This window comes from bacterium, from assembly GCA_026398675.1.
Classification (GTDB): Bacteria; RBG-13-66-14; RBG-13-66-14; order RBG-13-66-14; family RBG-13-66-14; genus RBG-13-66-14.
Genome location: JAPLSK010000138.1, coordinates 1 through 14900, shown reverse-complemented (window position 1 = coordinate 14900; position 14900 = coordinate 1). Strand labels below are relative to the sequence as shown.

The 14900-nt window shown below is 66.2% G+C and carries 19 protein-coding genes; 10 read left to right on the top strand and 9 right to left on the bottom strand.

Annotated elements, in window-relative coordinates:
- Positions 1–301 (top strand): hypothetical protein (locus NTW26_03565; GenBank protein MCX7021352.1); only part of this gene is annotated, 301 nt, incomplete at its 5' end.
- A gap of 595 nt (positions 302–896) precedes the next feature.
- Here the strand turns inward: NTW26_03565 and NTW26_03560 are convergent.
- Positions 897–1700 (bottom strand): CAP domain-containing protein, encoded by an 804-nt coding sequence (locus NTW26_03560; GenBank protein MCX7021351.1) that lies wholly within the window; start codon positions 1698–1700, stop codon positions 897–899.
- Positions 1701–1823: 123 nt separating this feature from the next.
- Here NTW26_03560 and NTW26_03555 point away from each other — a divergent pair, with 123 nt between their 5' ends.
- Positions 1824–2291 (top strand): hypothetical protein, encoded by a 468-nt coding sequence (locus NTW26_03555; protein MCX7021350.1) that lies wholly within the window; start codon positions 1824–1826, stop codon positions 2289–2291.
- 3 nt (positions 2292–2294) lie between these two features.
- Here NTW26_03555 and holA read toward each other — a convergent pair whose 3' ends face one another.
- Entirely contained in the window at positions 2295–3302 is a 1008-nt protein-coding gene (gene holA, locus NTW26_03550; protein MCX7021349.1) for a DNA polymerase III subunit delta, read from the bottom strand.
- 89 nt (positions 3303–3391) lie between these two features.
- Here holA and NTW26_03545 point away from each other — a divergent pair, with 89 nt between their 5' ends.
- From NTW26_03545 to NTW26_03525, 5 genes are all read left to right on the top strand, one after another.
- A complete protein-coding gene (locus tag NTW26_03545) occupies positions 3392–4459 on the top strand; it encodes a hypothetical protein (GenBank protein ID MCX7021348.1) in 1068 nt (355 codons plus the stop codon).
- Positions 4460–4512: 53 nt separating this feature from the next.
- Positions 4513–5088 carry a DUF1318 domain-containing protein gene (locus NTW26_03540; protein MCX7021347.1) on the top strand — a complete coding sequence of 192 codons (576 nt, stop codon included), beginning with the start codon at positions 4513–4515 and terminating at the stop codon, positions 5086–5088.
- A 66-nt stretch (positions 5089–5154) separates the two neighbouring features.
- Entirely contained in the window at positions 5155–6327 is a 1173-nt protein-coding gene (locus NTW26_03535; GenBank protein ID MCX7021346.1) for a hypothetical protein, read from the top strand.
- 16 nt (positions 6328–6343) lie between these two features.
- Positions 6344–6730, top strand: coding sequence for a RidA family protein (locus NTW26_03530; protein ID MCX7021345.1), 387 nt, complete (start codon positions 6344–6346; stop codon positions 6728–6730).
- A 122-nt stretch (positions 6731–6852) separates the two neighbouring features.
- Positions 6853–7650, top strand: coding sequence for a hypothetical protein (locus NTW26_03525; protein ID MCX7021344.1), 798 nt, complete (start codon positions 6853–6855; stop codon positions 7648–7650).
- Positions 7651–7837: 187 nt separating this feature from the next.
- On the opposite strand, the gene NTW26_03520 is transcribed toward NTW26_03525, so the two are convergent.
- The 3 genes from NTW26_03520 to NTW26_03510 all read right to left on the bottom strand — a co-directional run bounded on the left by NTW26_03520 (position 7838) and on the right by NTW26_03510 (position 8864).
- Complete coding sequence (locus NTW26_03520) at positions 7838–8194, bottom strand: cupredoxin domain-containing protein (GenBank protein MCX7021343.1); 357 nt, start codon at positions 8192–8194, stop codon at positions 7838–7840.
- Between the two features lie 227 nt (positions 8195–8421).
- Positions 8422–8625, bottom strand: a complete 204-nt coding sequence (locus NTW26_03515; protein MCX7021342.1) for a DUF1858 domain-containing protein — start codon at positions 8623–8625, stop codon at positions 8422–8424.
- A 2-nt stretch (positions 8626–8627) separates the two neighbouring features.
- Positions 8628–8864 (bottom strand): DUF1858 domain-containing protein, encoded by a 237-nt coding sequence (locus tag NTW26_03510; protein ID MCX7021341.1) that lies wholly within the window; start codon positions 8862–8864, stop codon positions 8628–8630.
- Positions 8865–8992: 128 nt separating this feature from the next.
- Between NTW26_03510 and glmM the strand changes: the two genes are divergently transcribed.
- The 3 genes from glmM (at position 8993) to NTW26_03495 (ending at position 11983) form a co-directional block, all read left to right on the top strand.
- Entirely contained in the window at positions 8993–10348 is a 1356-nt protein-coding gene (glmM, locus tag NTW26_03505) for a phosphoglucosamine mutase (protein ID MCX7021340.1), read from the top strand.
- Positions 10338–10802: a tRNA (N6-threonylcarbamoyladenosine(37)-N6)-methyltransferase TrmO gene (gene tsaA / locus NTW26_03500; protein MCX7021339.1), complete on the top strand. Its 465-nt coding sequence runs from the start codon at positions 10338–10340 to the stop codon at positions 10800–10802. Before glmM ends, tsaA begins: the two co-directional genes overlap by 11 nt.
- Positions 10803–10918: 116 nt before the next feature.
- Positions 10919–11983 (top strand): hypothetical protein, encoded by a 1065-nt coding sequence (locus tag NTW26_03495; GenBank protein MCX7021338.1) that lies wholly within the window; start codon positions 10919–10921, stop codon positions 11981–11983.
- Between the two features lie 63 nt (positions 11984–12046).
- On the opposite strand, the gene NTW26_03490 is transcribed toward NTW26_03495, so the two are convergent.
- From NTW26_03490 to trmFO, 4 genes are all read right to left on the bottom strand, one after another.
- Positions 12047–12337 (bottom strand): hypothetical protein, encoded by a 291-nt coding sequence (locus NTW26_03490; GenBank protein MCX7021337.1) that lies wholly within the window; start codon positions 12335–12337, stop codon positions 12047–12049.
- Positions 12338–13141 (bottom strand): hypothetical protein, encoded by an 804-nt coding sequence (locus NTW26_03485; protein MCX7021336.1) that lies wholly within the window; start codon positions 13139–13141, stop codon positions 12338–12340.
- Positions 13138–13932, bottom strand: a complete 795-nt coding sequence (locus NTW26_03480) for a universal stress protein (protein MCX7021335.1) — start codon at positions 13930–13932, stop codon at positions 13138–13140. Before NTW26_03480 ends, NTW26_03485 begins: the two co-directional genes overlap by 4 nt.
- 52 nt (positions 13933–13984) lie before the next feature.
- Positions 13985–14900 (bottom strand): methylenetetrahydrofolate--tRNA-(uracil(54)-C(5))-methyltransferase (FADH(2)-oxidizing) TrmFO (gene trmFO / locus NTW26_03475; GenBank protein ID MCX7021334.1); only part of this gene is annotated, 916 nt, incomplete at its 5' end.

The following is a 14900-nucleotide window of genomic DNA, read 5'->3' as shown; positions in this document are numbered from 1 at the left end:
CGCCGCCGCCGGGGCCGACGAGGAATCCCCCCGGACCGCCCGGGCCGACAACAAGTTCCTGATCATCAAGGTCCACCAGGGCGACAAGACCAACGTCAACGTGCGACTGCCGCTCACCCTGGCTCGGCTGGCCAAGATGTTCATCCCCAAGGACATCCTAGTCAACGGCAAGCCGCAGGGCGTTGACCTGGACCAGATCATCGCCCTCGTCGAGTCCGAGGTCGAGGGCAACATCGTCGAGGTGCACCAGGAGGACGACGAGACCGGCGAGATCACCGACGTGGAAATTTATCTCGAATAACCAACCGACTTGAAAGGCAAGGGGCAAGCGACGATGAGTAGGGTTTGTTGACGTGATTTCACGGGTGTAGGGGCGGGGCTCTGTCCCCGCCCGCGGGCGACCACAGAGGGTCGCCCCTACGAGGTGCTGGATAGGGTGGTCGGGCTCTCTGTGGCGAGGAGGCGGACCGGCTCCTCGTCGGGGATGCCCTCGCCGTTGAGGGGTGGAACAAGTTCCGGTCAAGGTCCGCCGGGGGGACAAGACCAACGTGGACATCCGCCTGCCCATCGGTCTGCCGAAAATCGAAGTTGTTCGTGCCCAAGCGGATTGACGTGAACGGCAAATCGGTGGACTTCAATTTCTTTCGAGATCATCCGCATCGTCGACGGCTTGCCGAAGAGCGAGGTGCGACCTACGGTGACGGGGAACACCGTCGAGGTGCACCAGGTGGACTTTCGAGACCGGCGAGGTCACCGACGTGAGCATCTACCTCGAATAGCGCCTTGTGTCCGTGTGTCCGCGACGACGAAGTTAGGCAAGGGGCTTGAATCCCCTTGTCTTGTTGGGTTCCGACCCGCCTTTTCCGTACACGGTGACCGACCGACGCCCGGTCTCTCTACGGGATGCCGTCGATGAAGAGCGCCCGCTCCACCGGCCGGTCCGTGTCCACGTCGAACTGGTTGAAGATGTCCTTCGAGCCGAACTCCTCGGAGCCGATTCCAAGCTTGAGCGTGTAGGTTCCCGTCTCCCGCCGGAGCTTGATTACCGTGGCAAAGAAACCGTCGGGCTCGGGGGTTATAGGTGTAAAATTCTGGATAGAACCGCGGATGAAGCAGCCGGCCCAGCCGTCGGCCAGGAGCCAGCCGGAGAGCTTCACGTTGTAGAAGGCGCCGTCGGAGACGATGGATATCGGGTTCAGCTCGATGCGCTTCGAGGTGAACACCTGGGTGACGTGGATTCCCCCAAGGTCCCCTCGGGTGCTATGCACGATCCCGATGCCCACCCGGTTGAAATCGGGGTCGAGGATGTTGGCCCGGTGTGGCGGCGAATCCATCAGGCCCTCGAAGGTGGACCGGGTGAGGGCCGCCCAGTCGTAGGGCCCGCTGCGGTAATCGGCCCCGATGTTCTCCCCGATCCAGACCTCCGTCAGCCCCGCGTTGGCCACGCGCTGGGGGACAGTCTCGCTCCCCGGAACCGGCGATTCGTGGCCGAAGTAGTTTAGGGTGATCATCTCCCAGGAGTGCTGCCGGGCGATCTGGGTGAAGGCCGGGTCCATGACGAGGGGGGCCACGCCCTCCTCGGCGCGGGCGGCGTTGACGAGCTCCAGCATGAGATCCTCCGCCTCCGCCTCCCCGGTGAAGGCCGTGGCGCCGACCGTCGCCAGCAGGCAGAATATGGTTGCGAAGAGCCCTCTGGGCATGGTTCACCCGCCTTTCCGCCACACATTATAGCGGCAAGAGCCCGCGGTTATCCAGGTTTTGCCGCTTGGCCGTCGGGTTCACCCTGTGTTACCGTAGCCCTGTTCGAACCACCGGGAGGGTTCATGAGAAGGGTTCCGCTCGTTGCCGCTCTCTCTCTCGCGTTCTTGGCCTCCTGCGGGGGCAAGCCGGCGCCCCAGGAGGAGTACACGCAGGACCCTCGGTCCACGGCCGCCGAGACCCCCGACGTCACCGAGCCCCTGGGGCTCCCCGCCGGCGACCCGTCCACGGCGGTGGAGGGTTTTCTCCTCGCCGCGAAACTGGATCAGGGGGAGAAGCTCCGGAAGATGCTCTACCCGCCAGGGGTGGGTGAGGTGGGCGCCGGGCTGGCCGAGAAACTTAAAAACCTCGACGGCGCGGGAATCACCAATTGGGGCGATGTCACCGTGGGCGCGGAGCGCCCGGTCGAGGGGGACGTGCTGGAGAGCCGGGAGGTGACGGCGCGGGTCCACCGGGGGGAGTCGTCGCGGGTCTGGCGCTTCACCGTGGTGCGCACGAACGCGGGCTGGTACGTCCGGGACCTGGAGGACTGAGGGTCACGCCCCGGGTAGCTCACCTAAAAAATCGGGCCAGCCGCCGCGCCCCTTCGAGGCCAGGGCGTGGATCAGCTCGAGGAAGGCCGTCTCGATGGCCGGCAGACCGCGTTTCACCGCCGTGTCGAAGTTCAGGAGCGCCGACTGCGCCTCCCAAAGCTCCCGGGGCGTGTGCCGTCCGGCCGCCCGCCGGTAGCCGTCGAGGAAGTAGGGGCTCACCCCCGCGAGCCGCGCCAGTTCGTCTGCTCTAAGGTCGCGCCGCGAGTGGAACCGGATGAGTTGTAGAATCCGGTAGTGCCGTGCCAGGAGGCCGACGAGGCGGGGCATCTCGGCCGGGTCGGACAGGGACCGGGCGGCCATGAGGCAGGCCTCCGACTCCCGACCCGCGGTGGCGAGGTCGCACAGCTTGAAGGGATCGAAACCCGGCGCCGTGCCGACCGCCTGGGTTACCTGCTCCCCGGTGAGGGTGCCCCCCTTCTCCACGAGCAGGGACAGGCTCTCGCAGGTATTTTCCAGGGCGTCCAGGCCCCCGGCGACGGCCAGTATTCGCTCCAGCGCCTGGGGGGTGGCCTTGACCCCGCGCTCGTCGAGGAAGTGGAGGGCGGCCTTGCGCAGGTCGGCCTCTTTCAACGGCTCGCACTCGACGGTGGAGTCCTGCAACTCCTTCGATAGGCGGGAGCGCCGGTCCAGCCGTTCCAGCACCACCGCCAGGTGGTTGGGCGGTCTGATTCCGGGGAGAAGTTTGAGCACCGTATCCGTAAGCTCCGCCGGGAGGGCGTCCCCCTCGACGACGGCGAGGCGGGCGGCGCCGAAAAGGGGCAGCGTCTGGACGGCGTCGGCGAGCTCGCCGGGCGTCACGTCGGTGCCGTACCGCTCCAGGTCGGCCCCTGCGCCCAGGGCGTCGCGCAACGCGGCCAGGGCCCTCCTACGCAGACCAGCCTCCGGACCGGCGATGAGGGTCACGGCGGGCGGCTCTTTTCCCAAAACACTGTGCCAACGGGTGAGATTCACGCACCAAGGATACCCGGCTCCGCCACCGGAATCAAGGGCCGGATTGTAGTCTATTGTCTTGGGTTGCTCTGCGCCGTATAATCACCACCGTGAGATTTTTCGCGACCCTCCTGGTGCTTCTGGCGCTCCTCTCCGTCTCCTCCGGGGCGGCGGAGGTCTACTACCGCACCCTGTCCAATTTGAATTGCCGCCCCCTGGCGATGGGCGGCGCCTTTCTGGCCGTACCCTGCGAGTTCGAGGCGGCGCTCTACAACCCGGCCGGCTTCGTCCATGGGGAGGGGTTCGGCGGTGTTTTAAATATGGGGCTCACCCTCTACTGGCTCACCCGCGGCTTCGGCGAGGAGGCCCGGATGCAGGACGTGGATCTCGGCGGTCCTCCGGGCTCCGATTTCGCCACCCTCGCCCTCTCCACCTTGGTGGGCGCCAAGGCGCTCAGCTACTCCGTCGGCGGCTTCTACGCCTTCTGCAACCTCTGGGAGGAGAGCCTCGCCGATCCGGCGACCTTCGACGACCCCCACTTTTTCCACGTCAAGGGTCTCTGGGCCGATCGCACCAACACATTGGGGGCGGGGTACCACTTCCCCGAGGGGGTCACGCTGGCCGTGAGCGGGAGCTACTACTCCCGCGAGTACCCGGTGGTGCGTGGGAGCGGGGCTCTCGATGAAGTCGTAGACTGGGAGCGCAGGAGCGGTTACGGCTTCACCGTGGGCGCCACCTGGGAGTTCGCCCCCCGGGCCTACGTGGCCGCCACCTACGTGGACCTCCCCGATAATCTCCCCGGCTGCCGGGCCAACCTGGAGGGTCTGGGCGACGAGACTATCAACGTAGGGGCCGCGTGGTTTCCCTATCCCGACGTCGTCTTCTCCCTGGACGTGCGCAACCTGGTCAACAACCGGGCCGAGGCCTTCCGCGAAATCAGAGTCGGGCTGGATCAGCGTCTTCTGCCACACGTGACCTTCCGGGCCGGTTACGCCTACACGGGCGAGGAGGAGCACCTCTGGAGTTTCGGGCTGGGGGTGGGCGACGGCAGTATGGGCGCCGCCGGCGGCATCCAGACGAACCTGGCCCAGAGCAACTACATCCTCAACTACACTTTTCTGAAGAACCAAACCTCCGACCAGATTTACCACCTCCTGAGCTTCGTCGTGACGTTCTAGCCCGCGGGCTCCCTTGACACAACGGTTTAACGGGGATACCATCCGCCGTGAAAATGGGCGCCGCCGTAAAAACTCTGATTCCGCTTCTCGCGTTCTGCCTGCTCGGCTCCCTGGGCTGCGTGCAGGCTCAGTTCAACGTCGAGCTGGTGGACGCCAAGACGATGCTTGAAAACCAGGTTCTGGGCAGCTACGCCGAGTTGGGGGAGGACGTGTGGATGGTCTCCAACGTCCGGGCGACCGGAGAGCCCATCTACGGTTACGAGCCAATGATCCCCGAGGGCGAGCTGGACCCGGAGAAGGCCGCCGCCCTGACCGCGCTCCTGGACACGCTCTACACCGCCGATGAGATGACCCGCCTGAAGGCGGCCGGGCTCGTCGGGGAGACCGCGGGTGGCTATCTGGCGGTGACCCCCGCCGGCGAGGGGGACCCCTACGCCGAGGAGATTGTCGGTAGCGAGAACAACAACCGGGGCCTCGTGTACGACCGGCTGGCGGTCACCACGCCGGAGCTGGCCCGTTTACCCGATCCCCGGGCCGAGGTGGAGAGCATCTTCGCCCGGTATTATCGGGAGAAACTCACCCCGGGGATGTACTATCTCGACGAAGCGGGCAACTGGCTGCAGCTCTGAACGTCGCGGCGGGGATGGTGAACGGCGCGTCCAGCCGCTTCTTTTTTTATCCGAGGTGGATTGCCCTTGAGCAAACAGCGTAAAGTCAAACGACCGGCTTTCCGCACGCAGCGGGAAGGGGTGGCCTTCCGCCGCCACGATTTCGCCAGGCTGCGCACCAACGCGCAGCAGGCGCTAAAAGTCCTGCAGAAACGAGACCCCGACGGCGAGAAGAGTCTGCTCGACGACCGGGACGGCTTCGGCGCCTCCGTGGCCGAGCTCGTCAAGGCCCCCGAGTGGTCCAACGTCCGCCTCGACCCACGGGTCATCGCCGACTACATCGCCTCGAAGAAGCCGCCCGTGGGGGGCAAAGAGGAGGCGATGGCCGAATACATCGGGACCTGCCTGGACGAAATCGTGGACGACCAGGCGCGGATGGGGCTCACCGTCATCGCCCTCTCCGCAGAGGTGAACCTGGTCGGCCGGAACGAAGACCGGTTGGCCTGGATGAACCTCATCATGCTCAACCTGTTGACCAACCCCGAAGCCAAGCCCCGGGGTATTCCCATCCTGCACCACCTGTTCTGGCTCAACTACGGTGATTACGTTTTCCAGCGCAACGTGATGGGCTTCGTGGGGCAGGTGCTCGATCCGGACCTTCCCCAGGGCGAGGCGTTCTGCGAGGTGCTGACCCAGGATTGGGAGACGGAGTCAATTGACCTCGGGAGCCTGGCGGAGAGCCTCGGGGTAAAGCCCGAGGAGGTTACGGTCAAGGTCTGCGAGACGACCCGGCTGACGACCCTCGCCGCCGAACGGTTCGAGGGGCTCGTTCCCGACGATGACGTGGTGGAGCGGACACTGGACGTTATCTCCGGCCAGGCGGTGGAGCTGATGCGGGCCGCCCTGGACAACCGGGCCAAGCGTGAGGAGCTCGAGGCGGCCGCCGCCGGTCTGGTGCGCCAGGTGGCGACGGAGGCCGCCCGCGCCTTCCAGGCCAAGGAGTACCTGGAGAATCTGGAACGGGCCCTGGCCGAGCTGGAGGCCTCCGACGCCGGGACCCTCCCCCGGGAGCTGGCGCGTCGGGCGAAGATAGTCCTCGGCACCCTGCCCACCCGGTTCAACCCCCTCTTCGACGCCCTTTTAATCCACGGCGTGCGCCTGAGGGCCGCGCGGGACTACCACGAGAGCGCCCAGAAGCAGGCGGAGCCCACCGAAGTTCCCGGCGAGAAAGGGAATCCCGAGCCGTCCCCCGACGTATAAAACGCAGGAGGTTTCGATGCAGCGCCGCACCGTGGCCACCGACGATGCCCCGAAAGCGGTGGGCCCTTACAGCCAGGCGGTCGTCGCCGGCGGTTTCGTCTTCACGGCGGGCCAGATTCCTCTCAACCCTTCCACGGGCGAGCTCGAGCAGGGCGACATCGAGGCGGCCACCCGGCGCGTCCTGATGAACCTGGACGCGGTTCTGCGCGCCGCCGGAAGCTCCCTCGACCGGGCGGTCAAGCTCACCGTCTTCATGACCGACCTGGGGCTTTTTTCCAGGATGAACGCCCTGTACGCCGGGTTTTTTAAAGGGGATCCCCCGGCGCGCTCGGCGGTCCAGGTCGGGGCCCTCCCCAAGGGGGCCGTCATCGAGATCGAGGCCGTGGCGCTCCTCGAGGATTGAAAATTCCGAACCGCGGGACGAATAAACGTACCCGCGACCGATCCTACAAACCGCGGGCTTGACAGTCCCTCGTCCTTAACCGTAAAATCCAGCGGAGTGACCCGAAAAAGGGAGACCAGTCCATGAACCGCTCCCTCATCCATGCCGTACCTTTCGTTCTCCTCTTGATCGTCGCCTGCACGGACTTGCCCATCAACGTCCACGGCGACACCCCCACCGACGGCCAGTTGAAGATTATGGCCCTGACCGACGTCGTGGAAACCCTGGCCCGCAGACCGGAGATGATGCCCGGCCTAATCCAGGGGATCAACGACGTTTCCAAGGGGGACAAGACCGCCCTGCACGAGCGGTTGGAAGAGGAAATAATCAGCGTCTTGACCCGACGGGGTTATTTCGTCGGGGCCTTGGCCGCGCCCGAGGGGGAGAGCGAGGCGGACGCGGCGCTGCGGGAGGCACATGAGGAGAAGGAGAGCGTGGTGTCCGGAGCGGGCGGGGCCGGCAACATCCCCGGGGCGCAGGATCCAGTGGAATCCACCTCCTTCACCCCCTCCTCGTCCCCTTCCTCCCCGACCGGAGATTCCACTCCCAGCGTGGCCAAGCCGGGCACCCTGGAGTACCGGCTGATCGAGTGCCGGGTCATTTACACCCGGGCCGGATCGGGCGTGAAACGTCAGGCCGTGGCGGTGGTTCATTTCCGCATCCCCAGCCCCTCGGGCGAGGGATACGCCTGGGCCGGCGACGTCTCCGGTGCCGCCGAGGACGTCGTGTCCACCGCGGCCGCCGAGGAGCTGATAGACACCCGCTACGCCGACATCGGCCCCACGCCGCCCGTGGAGGTGGAGACGCCGATTCTGGAGCCGATTATCGTGACCGCCGTCACCGTGGGCCTGATAGTCCTCTTTAGCTTCACCAGCCAGTAGGGTCGGCGAAGAGGTCGGGTCGCAGTTCCAAAAGCGGCACATCAAGTTTAAAAACGCCCCCGGGGCGTTTTTTAGGGCTCGTGGGTATCATCGGCCCGGGCCGTCTCGAAGCTGAAATAAAAAAGGCCCCTCTGGGCGTTTTTTATAAACGTTCGATTGATGTGGCGGCCGTTCTCCCTTGGTGACGCTAGCGGTACAGGCTGAGGATTCGGCCCCAACTGGTCGGTTCCACACCGATGGAATAGACGATGATGGTCCCGGTGGCGTTAGGGTATTGTGGATCGTTGTATTCGAAGGAGCCGCCGCTGTTGAATGTGCGGGTGTACGTCTCCCCGGGATTCATGAATCCCGAGTCCCACAACCCTTCCAGGGATTTTGTTCGGTGCGTGTATGTACCGTCGTTGATCCAGCGGACGCGGTCTCCGGGTGAGATGGTGACGATATCGGGATTGAAGAAATTGTCGCCGATGCTGATCTCGTGGACCTCCGCCAGAGCCGCCAGCGCCAGGGCGAGGATGCCGAATGCGAGCAATCCTCTTCTCATCTCAAGGCCTCCGATTTCGAGAGATTTGGCAGATACTCCACTCTAATAATAGCCTGAAATTGGCGTATGTCAAGGGTAGGGCGTGGTTTTTTTCAAATTTCCGATATTGAAGAGTATCTTTTTAGTTATTACCGACGGTGACTCCGGGTGCGTCGTCTCTGAAGTAGCGGGATCGCCAAACCAAAGCTCCCGCCGGGTTGCGGCGGGGGCTCGCGGTGGGCAAAACCCTACGGCTCGACGGCGTTCAGCTCGCGTAAAAGGTCTTCCGGATCGAGCCCGTGGAGGATGGCGTAGAGCTCCACGGTTTCGTCCCCGGCGGCGGGACAACCGGCGCAGTCGGACCCGGTTATCCGCTTGATCGCCTCGGCCAGCCGCGGGGATCGGCCGATCAACTCGGCCAGCGTCATGTCCCGGGTGATTTTTTCCGCCATGCTCAGTTGCCGTCCGCGTTCGCGACGGTCTCGTTCAGGTCCTTGATGAGGTCCGAGACGTCGTCCAAGCCGTGGCCCAGGGCGCCCTGCTCGATGGTCTCGTAGTTGGCGATGTGGCAGCCGATGCAGTGCAGGCCGTGGGCCATGAAGACGGGGATGGTGTTCGGGTACTTCCGGACGACGTCCTCGATGATCATGTCCTTGGTGATTTTCTCGGTCAATGGTCCTCCGATTGGCATCCCGCCCGGGGGCGGTTTTTCTTTTCGCGGTGCGCACACTTCATTTTAGCCTAAACGGCGCTCGTTGACAACCCGGAAGCCGGCGCCTATACTCTTTTTAATACCCCCTGGGACTCGTTGGAGGTCTATTGTTTTTCCGGTTTTCCGTATCCGGGGCGCGGGGGATAGTGGGCGACGGCCTGGATCCCAAGCTGGCTCTCGAGCTCAGTGCCGCCTTCTCGGGGATTATACCGGCGGGTCCGGTGGTCCTCGGTCGCGACAGCCGAACCTCGGGACCGGCGCTCCGATGGGCGGTCATCGCCGCCTTGACCGGCTGCGGTCGGGAGGTGGTGGACCTGGGCGTCTGTCCCACGCCCACCGTGCAGCTCGCCGTGGAATGGCTGCGGGCGGCCGGCGGGATTATCATCACCGCCAGCCACAACCCCGCCGCCTGGAACGGCCTGAAATTCGTCGGCGCGAGGGGAACCTTCATCTCGCCCGAGGAGCTCGCAGGGCTGAAGAAAAGCCACTCCGACGGGGAGTACGGCTGGGTGTCCCACGACCGAATCGGGTCCGTCTCCGAGAGAAAAGACCTCGTCGCCCGCCACGTGGACGAGGTGGTCAAGCTCGTGGACCTGAAACGGATAAAAAAAGCCGATCTGAACGTGGTGGCCGACTGCTGCCACGGGGCCGGCGGCACGGTCATCCCTTCCCTTCTGGAGAAACTGGGGGTGCGGTTCCGCTGCCTCGGCGCCGAGACCGACGGGCTGTTCCCCCGCGACCCGGAGCCGGTGCCCGAGAACCTCGCCGAGCTTTCCCGGGCCGTGGTCGAATCGAGGGCCGACCTGGGGCTGGCCTATGACGCCGATGTTGACCGCCTGGCTCTGGTGGGAACCGACGGTGAGCCAATCGGTGAGGAGCGGACGCTGCAGTTGGCCTGCTGGGCCCTCTTGGACCGGGGCGAGCGGGGCGACCTGGCGACCAACGTTTCGACCAGTCGGGGGCTGGACGACGTGGCCGCCCGCTTCGGGGTGAAGGTCCACCGCACCCCCGTGGGCGAGGTGAACGTGGTCGGGACCATCGTCGAAAAGAACTGTCTCGCGGGTGGGGAGGGCAACGGCGGCGTCATCTACCCCCGTCTGCACCTGGGGCGCGACGCCCTGGTCGCCACGGCGCTCGTCATCGAGCTTCTGGCCCGGTCGGGCAAGGGGATTCCGGGTCTCGTCGAGGAGCTCCCCGTGTACGTTATACTCAAGCGGAAGGCCCCGCTGCCCGTGGAAAGCGAGCTGCGGCGGGTTTACGACCGCCTCCGGGAAGCCTATCCGGACGCGGCTTTTTCGGAGCTGGACGGGCTCCGGCTGGACTGGGGGGACCGCTGGCTCCATCTGCGGCCCTCGGGAACCGAGCCCATCGTGCGCATCTTCGCCGAGGCGCAGGACGAGGAAACGGCCCGCGGTCTCGTGGACGGGGCCCGCGCGGTTCTGGAGGCCGGGGATGGAGGATAGTCCATCCGTCGTCGTCCGGCCCTGCGGCGTGGCCCGCACCCCGTACACCGCCGAAGCGCAGGGTCCGATTCAGGGCGTGTTCCGCGAGGACGTCGAGTCGCGCCTGGAGATTTTCCCGCCCTATGACGCCTGTCTGGACGGCCTGGAGGGTTTTTCCCACCTCATCGTCCTCTTCCACTTCCACCTCGTCGCCGAAGGGGAGCGCTCCCTCGTGGCCAAGCCCTACCTCTACGATCGGGAGATGGGCGCCTTCGCCTGCTGTTCGTCGAAACGCCCGTCGGGGCTGGGTCTGGACATCGTCCGGCTGCTCCGCCGCGAGGGTGGCGTGCTGGTCGTCGCCGGAGGGGACATGCTCGACGGCAGCCCCATCCTGGACATCCGCCCCTATATCCCGGAATTCCACTCCTTCCCCGACGCCGAGCTGGGCTGGATTCGGGGCCGCATCCCCGAATAGCGGTGAGTCGGCGGGGGTCGTCCACGATTTGGGGGCCGCCGGTCCCTTTTTCATACAGGAACCGGGGACGAGGCGGCGGCGTAGATGATTAATCGCCCTTCAGCCGAGGAGTCGTCATGCGGATACGGCATTTTCTCGTCGTTTTAGTCGTCTTCGTCGCCCTGGGGTCCCTCTCCGCCCAGGAAAACGAGCCCTTGCAGAACGTCGGCGAGCAGCAACTGGAACAGGTATCCAACCTCTACGCGGAGCCCGAGGCGACCCTGGAGCCCCTCGACACCGACGCCCTCACGGTTCTGGCCGACGAGCTCAGGCTCGGCTCTCCGGAGCGGGTGGGCGGAGCCTGGGCCTTCCCCCTGTACCTGGATAAACCCGGGACGCAGGAGTACCTGACCCTGGCCGAGGCCGGGGAGAAGGGCCTGCTGGAGGTCAACGAGCTCGAATCGGCGGAGGTGAACGCGGTGGAGCTCGTCTGGGAGACGAAGCGTCCGCTCTTTATCCTGGCCGGCCAGATGATTCGCGGGGCGAAGCAGGACCGGGTCTTCGCCCGGGACGTGCTCGTGAACGGTCAGGGCCGCGGTCAATTGCCCGTTTACTGCGTGGAGGCCGGCCGCTGGACCAGCGGTCAGACGGCCTTCACCCCGGCCAAGATGGTGGTCAGCAACGAGGTCCGGGGCGCGGTGAACCTCCAGGCCGACCAGGGGACGGTCTGGTCCAAGGTCTCCGAGGTGCAAGAGAGCGTGGGCCAATACTCCGAGACCTCGGCCTACGGGGTCGTGCTCGAGGACTCGGAGGTCAGCGGCATCCTCGGGGAGTTGGGGGATATTTTCAACGGTTTCGCCGAGGACGGCGCCTGCGGCGTGCTGCTTTTCGGCGGGGGGTACGTGCTGGGGCTGGACGTGTTCGATAACGCGGCGCTCTTCGGCGAGCTGTCCGGGGAGTTGGGCGTGGCCTACTCGACCCAGGTGGCTGTCCTGGATGAGGAGCCCGGCCATCCCGAACCGGGCAAGCTGGTGAAGGAGTTTTTGGGGGATTTAGGCGGTCTGGCGACCTTCGCCTACCCCGGTGAGCCCTTCGGCGAGGGCGTGTTCGTCGTCGTCAACGATGGCCGTCTCTCCGGGGGTTTCCTGAAGACGGACGACGGGGTCGTCCACCTGATGCTGACGCAGTCGGCGCCCGAGTGACTCCGGCGCATGCATGCCGATTGACGGGGGGCCGACAGGCTCCCCTTTTTTATACGGATGCAGCTAACGCGTATATTTCAACAGGAAGCGCCATAGCCAGCGCAGCCCAAAGAAAAGTCCGGCGGCCACGGCGATCAACAGGGGGAAGAAGGCGGTGAGAAGATGGGTGGAGAGGTACTCCCACAGGGCCTCGTACCAGGTGCGCACCGAGCCCTCGCGCAGGCTCTCCGTCACCCGGTCGAAGAGCGCCTCGAAGGAGCGGTGATTCACCTCGGCGGTCTCGCCGTGGATGGCGTCGGTCCCGCGGTTGCCGAATAAAACGACGCAACTCCAGCAGAAAGGGACGCCGTCCATTCAGTAGATGCCGTTCAGCCTCTGGGCTGCCAGTCCGGCGGCCTCGCCGGGCGGCTCGCCGACGGTCGAGTCGAGCAGCCGGAATCCGGGGCGGTGGCTCTCGGCGTCCAGGAGCAGGCTCTCCAGAAACAGGGCGCGGTTCTCGTTGTCGGCGGCCGTTCCCGAGACGACGACCCCGATTTCGGCCACCGGCGCATCCTCATCGGTGAACTCGGCCGAAAAATCGTAGGCCCCGGCGGGGGTTATCCGCCACTCCCGGGGGAGGGCGAGCCGGAAACCCGGCCCGACGCGGATGACGAGCTCCCCGTTGAAATCGCGGCTCTCCTGGGCAACCACCAGGGGCAGGCGGCAATCCAGATCCCGGAGGGCTACCGTTCCCAGGGCTGCCAGCCGGTCCCGCTCCCGCCAGGGGCCCTCCAGTTTCCAGAGCCAGAGCCGGTGCGCGGCGTATATGCCGGCGAAGAGGCCGAACCGCTTCCCCCGCCGGTACTCCACGGTGCGGGTGTAGGTCCCGTCCAGCTCCCGGGAGACAAAGGGGCCCAGCAGCTCCGCGCCCTCCAGCCCGCCCCACGCGATGAGTCCTCCGTCGGTGGGGGGGGCGTCCAGTTTAGGGGCGAGGGTCAGGCTGAACCCGGCGGCGCCGTCGGCCCGTTCGGCGAGCCGTTCCGCGAAAAGAGAGCGGTCCCGGTAGGACACCTCCCAGCCCTTCGGCACCTCGACGACCATCATCCCGGCGGGCCCGATGACGGGGTGGAGGGGCCAGGAAGCGATGACGCCGAAAAGCCAGAAGATTAGGTGGATCACGCGGTTACGATGATGGGGCCGGTCGCGTCGCGGATGGCGCGCTGGGTCCTAGGCTCTAGGATGAGGTGGTCCGCGCCCCCGGTGGCCCCGATGACGACCAACTCGCCGGGGTCCAGATCGGCGATGCGTTCATCGAGGGGCATGGTCAGCTCTTCGTATTCGGCCTGGAGGTCGTAGCTCGCGAGGAGCTTCTCGGCCGAGGCGCGGGTCGCGCCCTCGTGGATGATCAATATCCCGTGCCCGCCGGAGAGGTCGGCGGCGAACCGCAGGGCCTCCTCGGCGGAGGGCTCGCCGTTGACGAAAACCACGACGCGGGACGGCTTCTCGAAATCGGCCGGAGCCAGCATGACCGCGGTGTTCACCCGCTTGAGCACCCCCTCGGCGACGTTGCCGAGCATGTCGTTCTCGTACTCGGCGTGGTCGCCCTGGCGCCCGATGACGACGAGGCCGGCCCTCTGCGCCCTCTCGACCAGGGTGGTGGCGACGGGGCCGCTGGTGATGACCTCCTCGTAGGAGACCCCCGCCTTGCGGGCCAACTCGGCGATGAAGCCCAGCGCCGTCTCGCCCAGACCGCGCAGGACCGGTTCAGCCGCGGCGCGGAAGTCGGTCGCCGGCGCGAAGCCCAGCATCGCCGCAAGACGAGCGAAGAAGGGCCCGTCCAGCAGGCGGATATCCAGGACGTAGCAGCCGATCAGCTTGGTGCCCGCGGCCTGCGCCGCCCAAACGCCGTAACGGGCGGCGCCCTCGGCGTAGCGCGAGCCGTCGGTGCCGACCAGGACGTTGCGGATCATCTGTCTCTCCCCGGATGCGGTTCCAGCCAAGTGTACCAAAAAAAGCCCCGATTCACGGGGAGCCGCCGGGCCCGATCCGCCACCGGAAGGCGCGCATCGCGGCCAAGGCCCGGAGCGCCAGCGCGGTCCTCCGGTCTTTTTTTCCCCGCACCCGGGTCGAAAGCGGCGGCAGGAGGCCGAAGTTGGCGTTTACCGGGCAGGGGGAATCGTCCTCCTCGATACGGTCCGCGCCGGACAGGGTTCTCACGAGACCGCCCAGCACCGTCTCCCGCGGCGGGACCAGCGGCTCCATCCCCGACAGACGGCGGGCGAGGTTCTTTCCCGCCAGTAAGCCCGTGGCGACGGCCTCGACGTACCCCTCCGCTCCCGAGAGCTGCCCCGCGACGAAGACGCCGGGCCGCCCCCGAAGCTCCAGGGTCGCCTCCAGCAGCGCCGGACCGTCCAGGTATCCGTTGCGGTGCATGCGGCCGTATCGGACGAACTCCACCCGTTCCAGGCCGGGCAGGGAGCGCAGGAGCGTCCTCTGGGCCGGCGGGGTCAGGCGGGTCTGGCAGCCGACGAGGCTGTACCGCGTCTTCTCCCGATTCTCGGCCCGGAGCTGGATGACGGCGTGGTACGACTCTCCGGTGGTCGGGTGGTGGAGGCCGACGGGCCGCAGCGGTCCGAAGCGCAGGGCGTCCCGGCCCCGCTCGGCGAGGACCTCCAACGGCAGGCAACCCTCGAAGACCGCGAAGTCGTCCCCGACCAACTCCCGGTCCACCGCGTGAACCGGCGCTCGGGGCAGCGTGAGCAGATTTTGCCAAAAAATCTCGTACGCCTCGGCCGAGAGGCCCACGTTCAGGTAGTCGTCCCCGAGGCCGTGGCGCACGGCGGGGAAAACCTTCTCCGGGTCGAGGCTCTCCGTCGTAACCACGGGTGAGGTGGCGTCGTGGAAAAAGAGCCGACCGCGGCCCAGCTCCTCCTCCAGC

Coding starts and splice junctions, on each gene's coding strand:
- tsaA (MCX7021339.1), top strand. CDS start 10,338: ATGGAGGATAGTCCATCCGTCGTCGTCCGGCCCTGCGGCGTGGCCCGC.
- NTW26_03490 (MCX7021337.1), bottom strand. CDS start 12,337: ATGGACGGCGTCCCTTTCTGCTGGAGTTGCGTCGTTTTATTCGGCAAC.
- NTW26_03560 (MCX7021351.1), bottom strand. CDS start 1,700: ATGCCCAGAGGGCTCTTCGCAACCATATTCTGCCTGCTGGCGACGGTC.
- NTW26_03515 (MCX7021342.1), bottom strand. CDS start 8,625: ATGGCGGAAAAAATCACCCGGGACATGACGCTGGCCGAGTTGATCGGC.
- NTW26_03540 (MCX7021347.1), top strand. CDS start 4,513: ATGGGCGCCGCCGTAAAAACTCTGATTCCGCTTCTCGCGTTCTGCCTG.
- NTW26_03530 (MCX7021345.1), top strand. CDS start 6,344: ATGCAGCGCCGCACCGTGGCCACCGACGATGCCCCGAAAGCGGTGGGC.
- NTW26_03525 (MCX7021344.1), top strand. CDS start 6,853: ATGAACCGCTCCCTCATCCATGCCGTACCTTTCGTTCTCCTCTTGATC.
- NTW26_03510 (MCX7021341.1), bottom strand. CDS start 8,864: ATGCCAATCGGAGGACCATTGACCGAGAAAATCACCAAGGACATGATC.
- NTW26_03495 (MCX7021338.1), top strand. CDS start 10,919: ATGCGGATACGGCATTTTCTCGTCGTTTTAGTCGTCTTCGTCGCCCTG.
- NTW26_03480 (MCX7021335.1), bottom strand. CDS start 13,932: ATGATCCGCAACGTCCTGGTCGGCACCGACGGCTCGCGCTACGCCGAG.
- NTW26_03520 (MCX7021343.1), bottom strand. CDS start 8,194: ATGAGAAGAGGATTGCTCGCATTCGGCATCCTCGCCCTGGCGCTGGCG.
- NTW26_03555 (MCX7021350.1), top strand. CDS start 1,824: ATGAGAAGGGTTCCGCTCGTTGCCGCTCTCTCTCTCGCGTTCTTGGCC.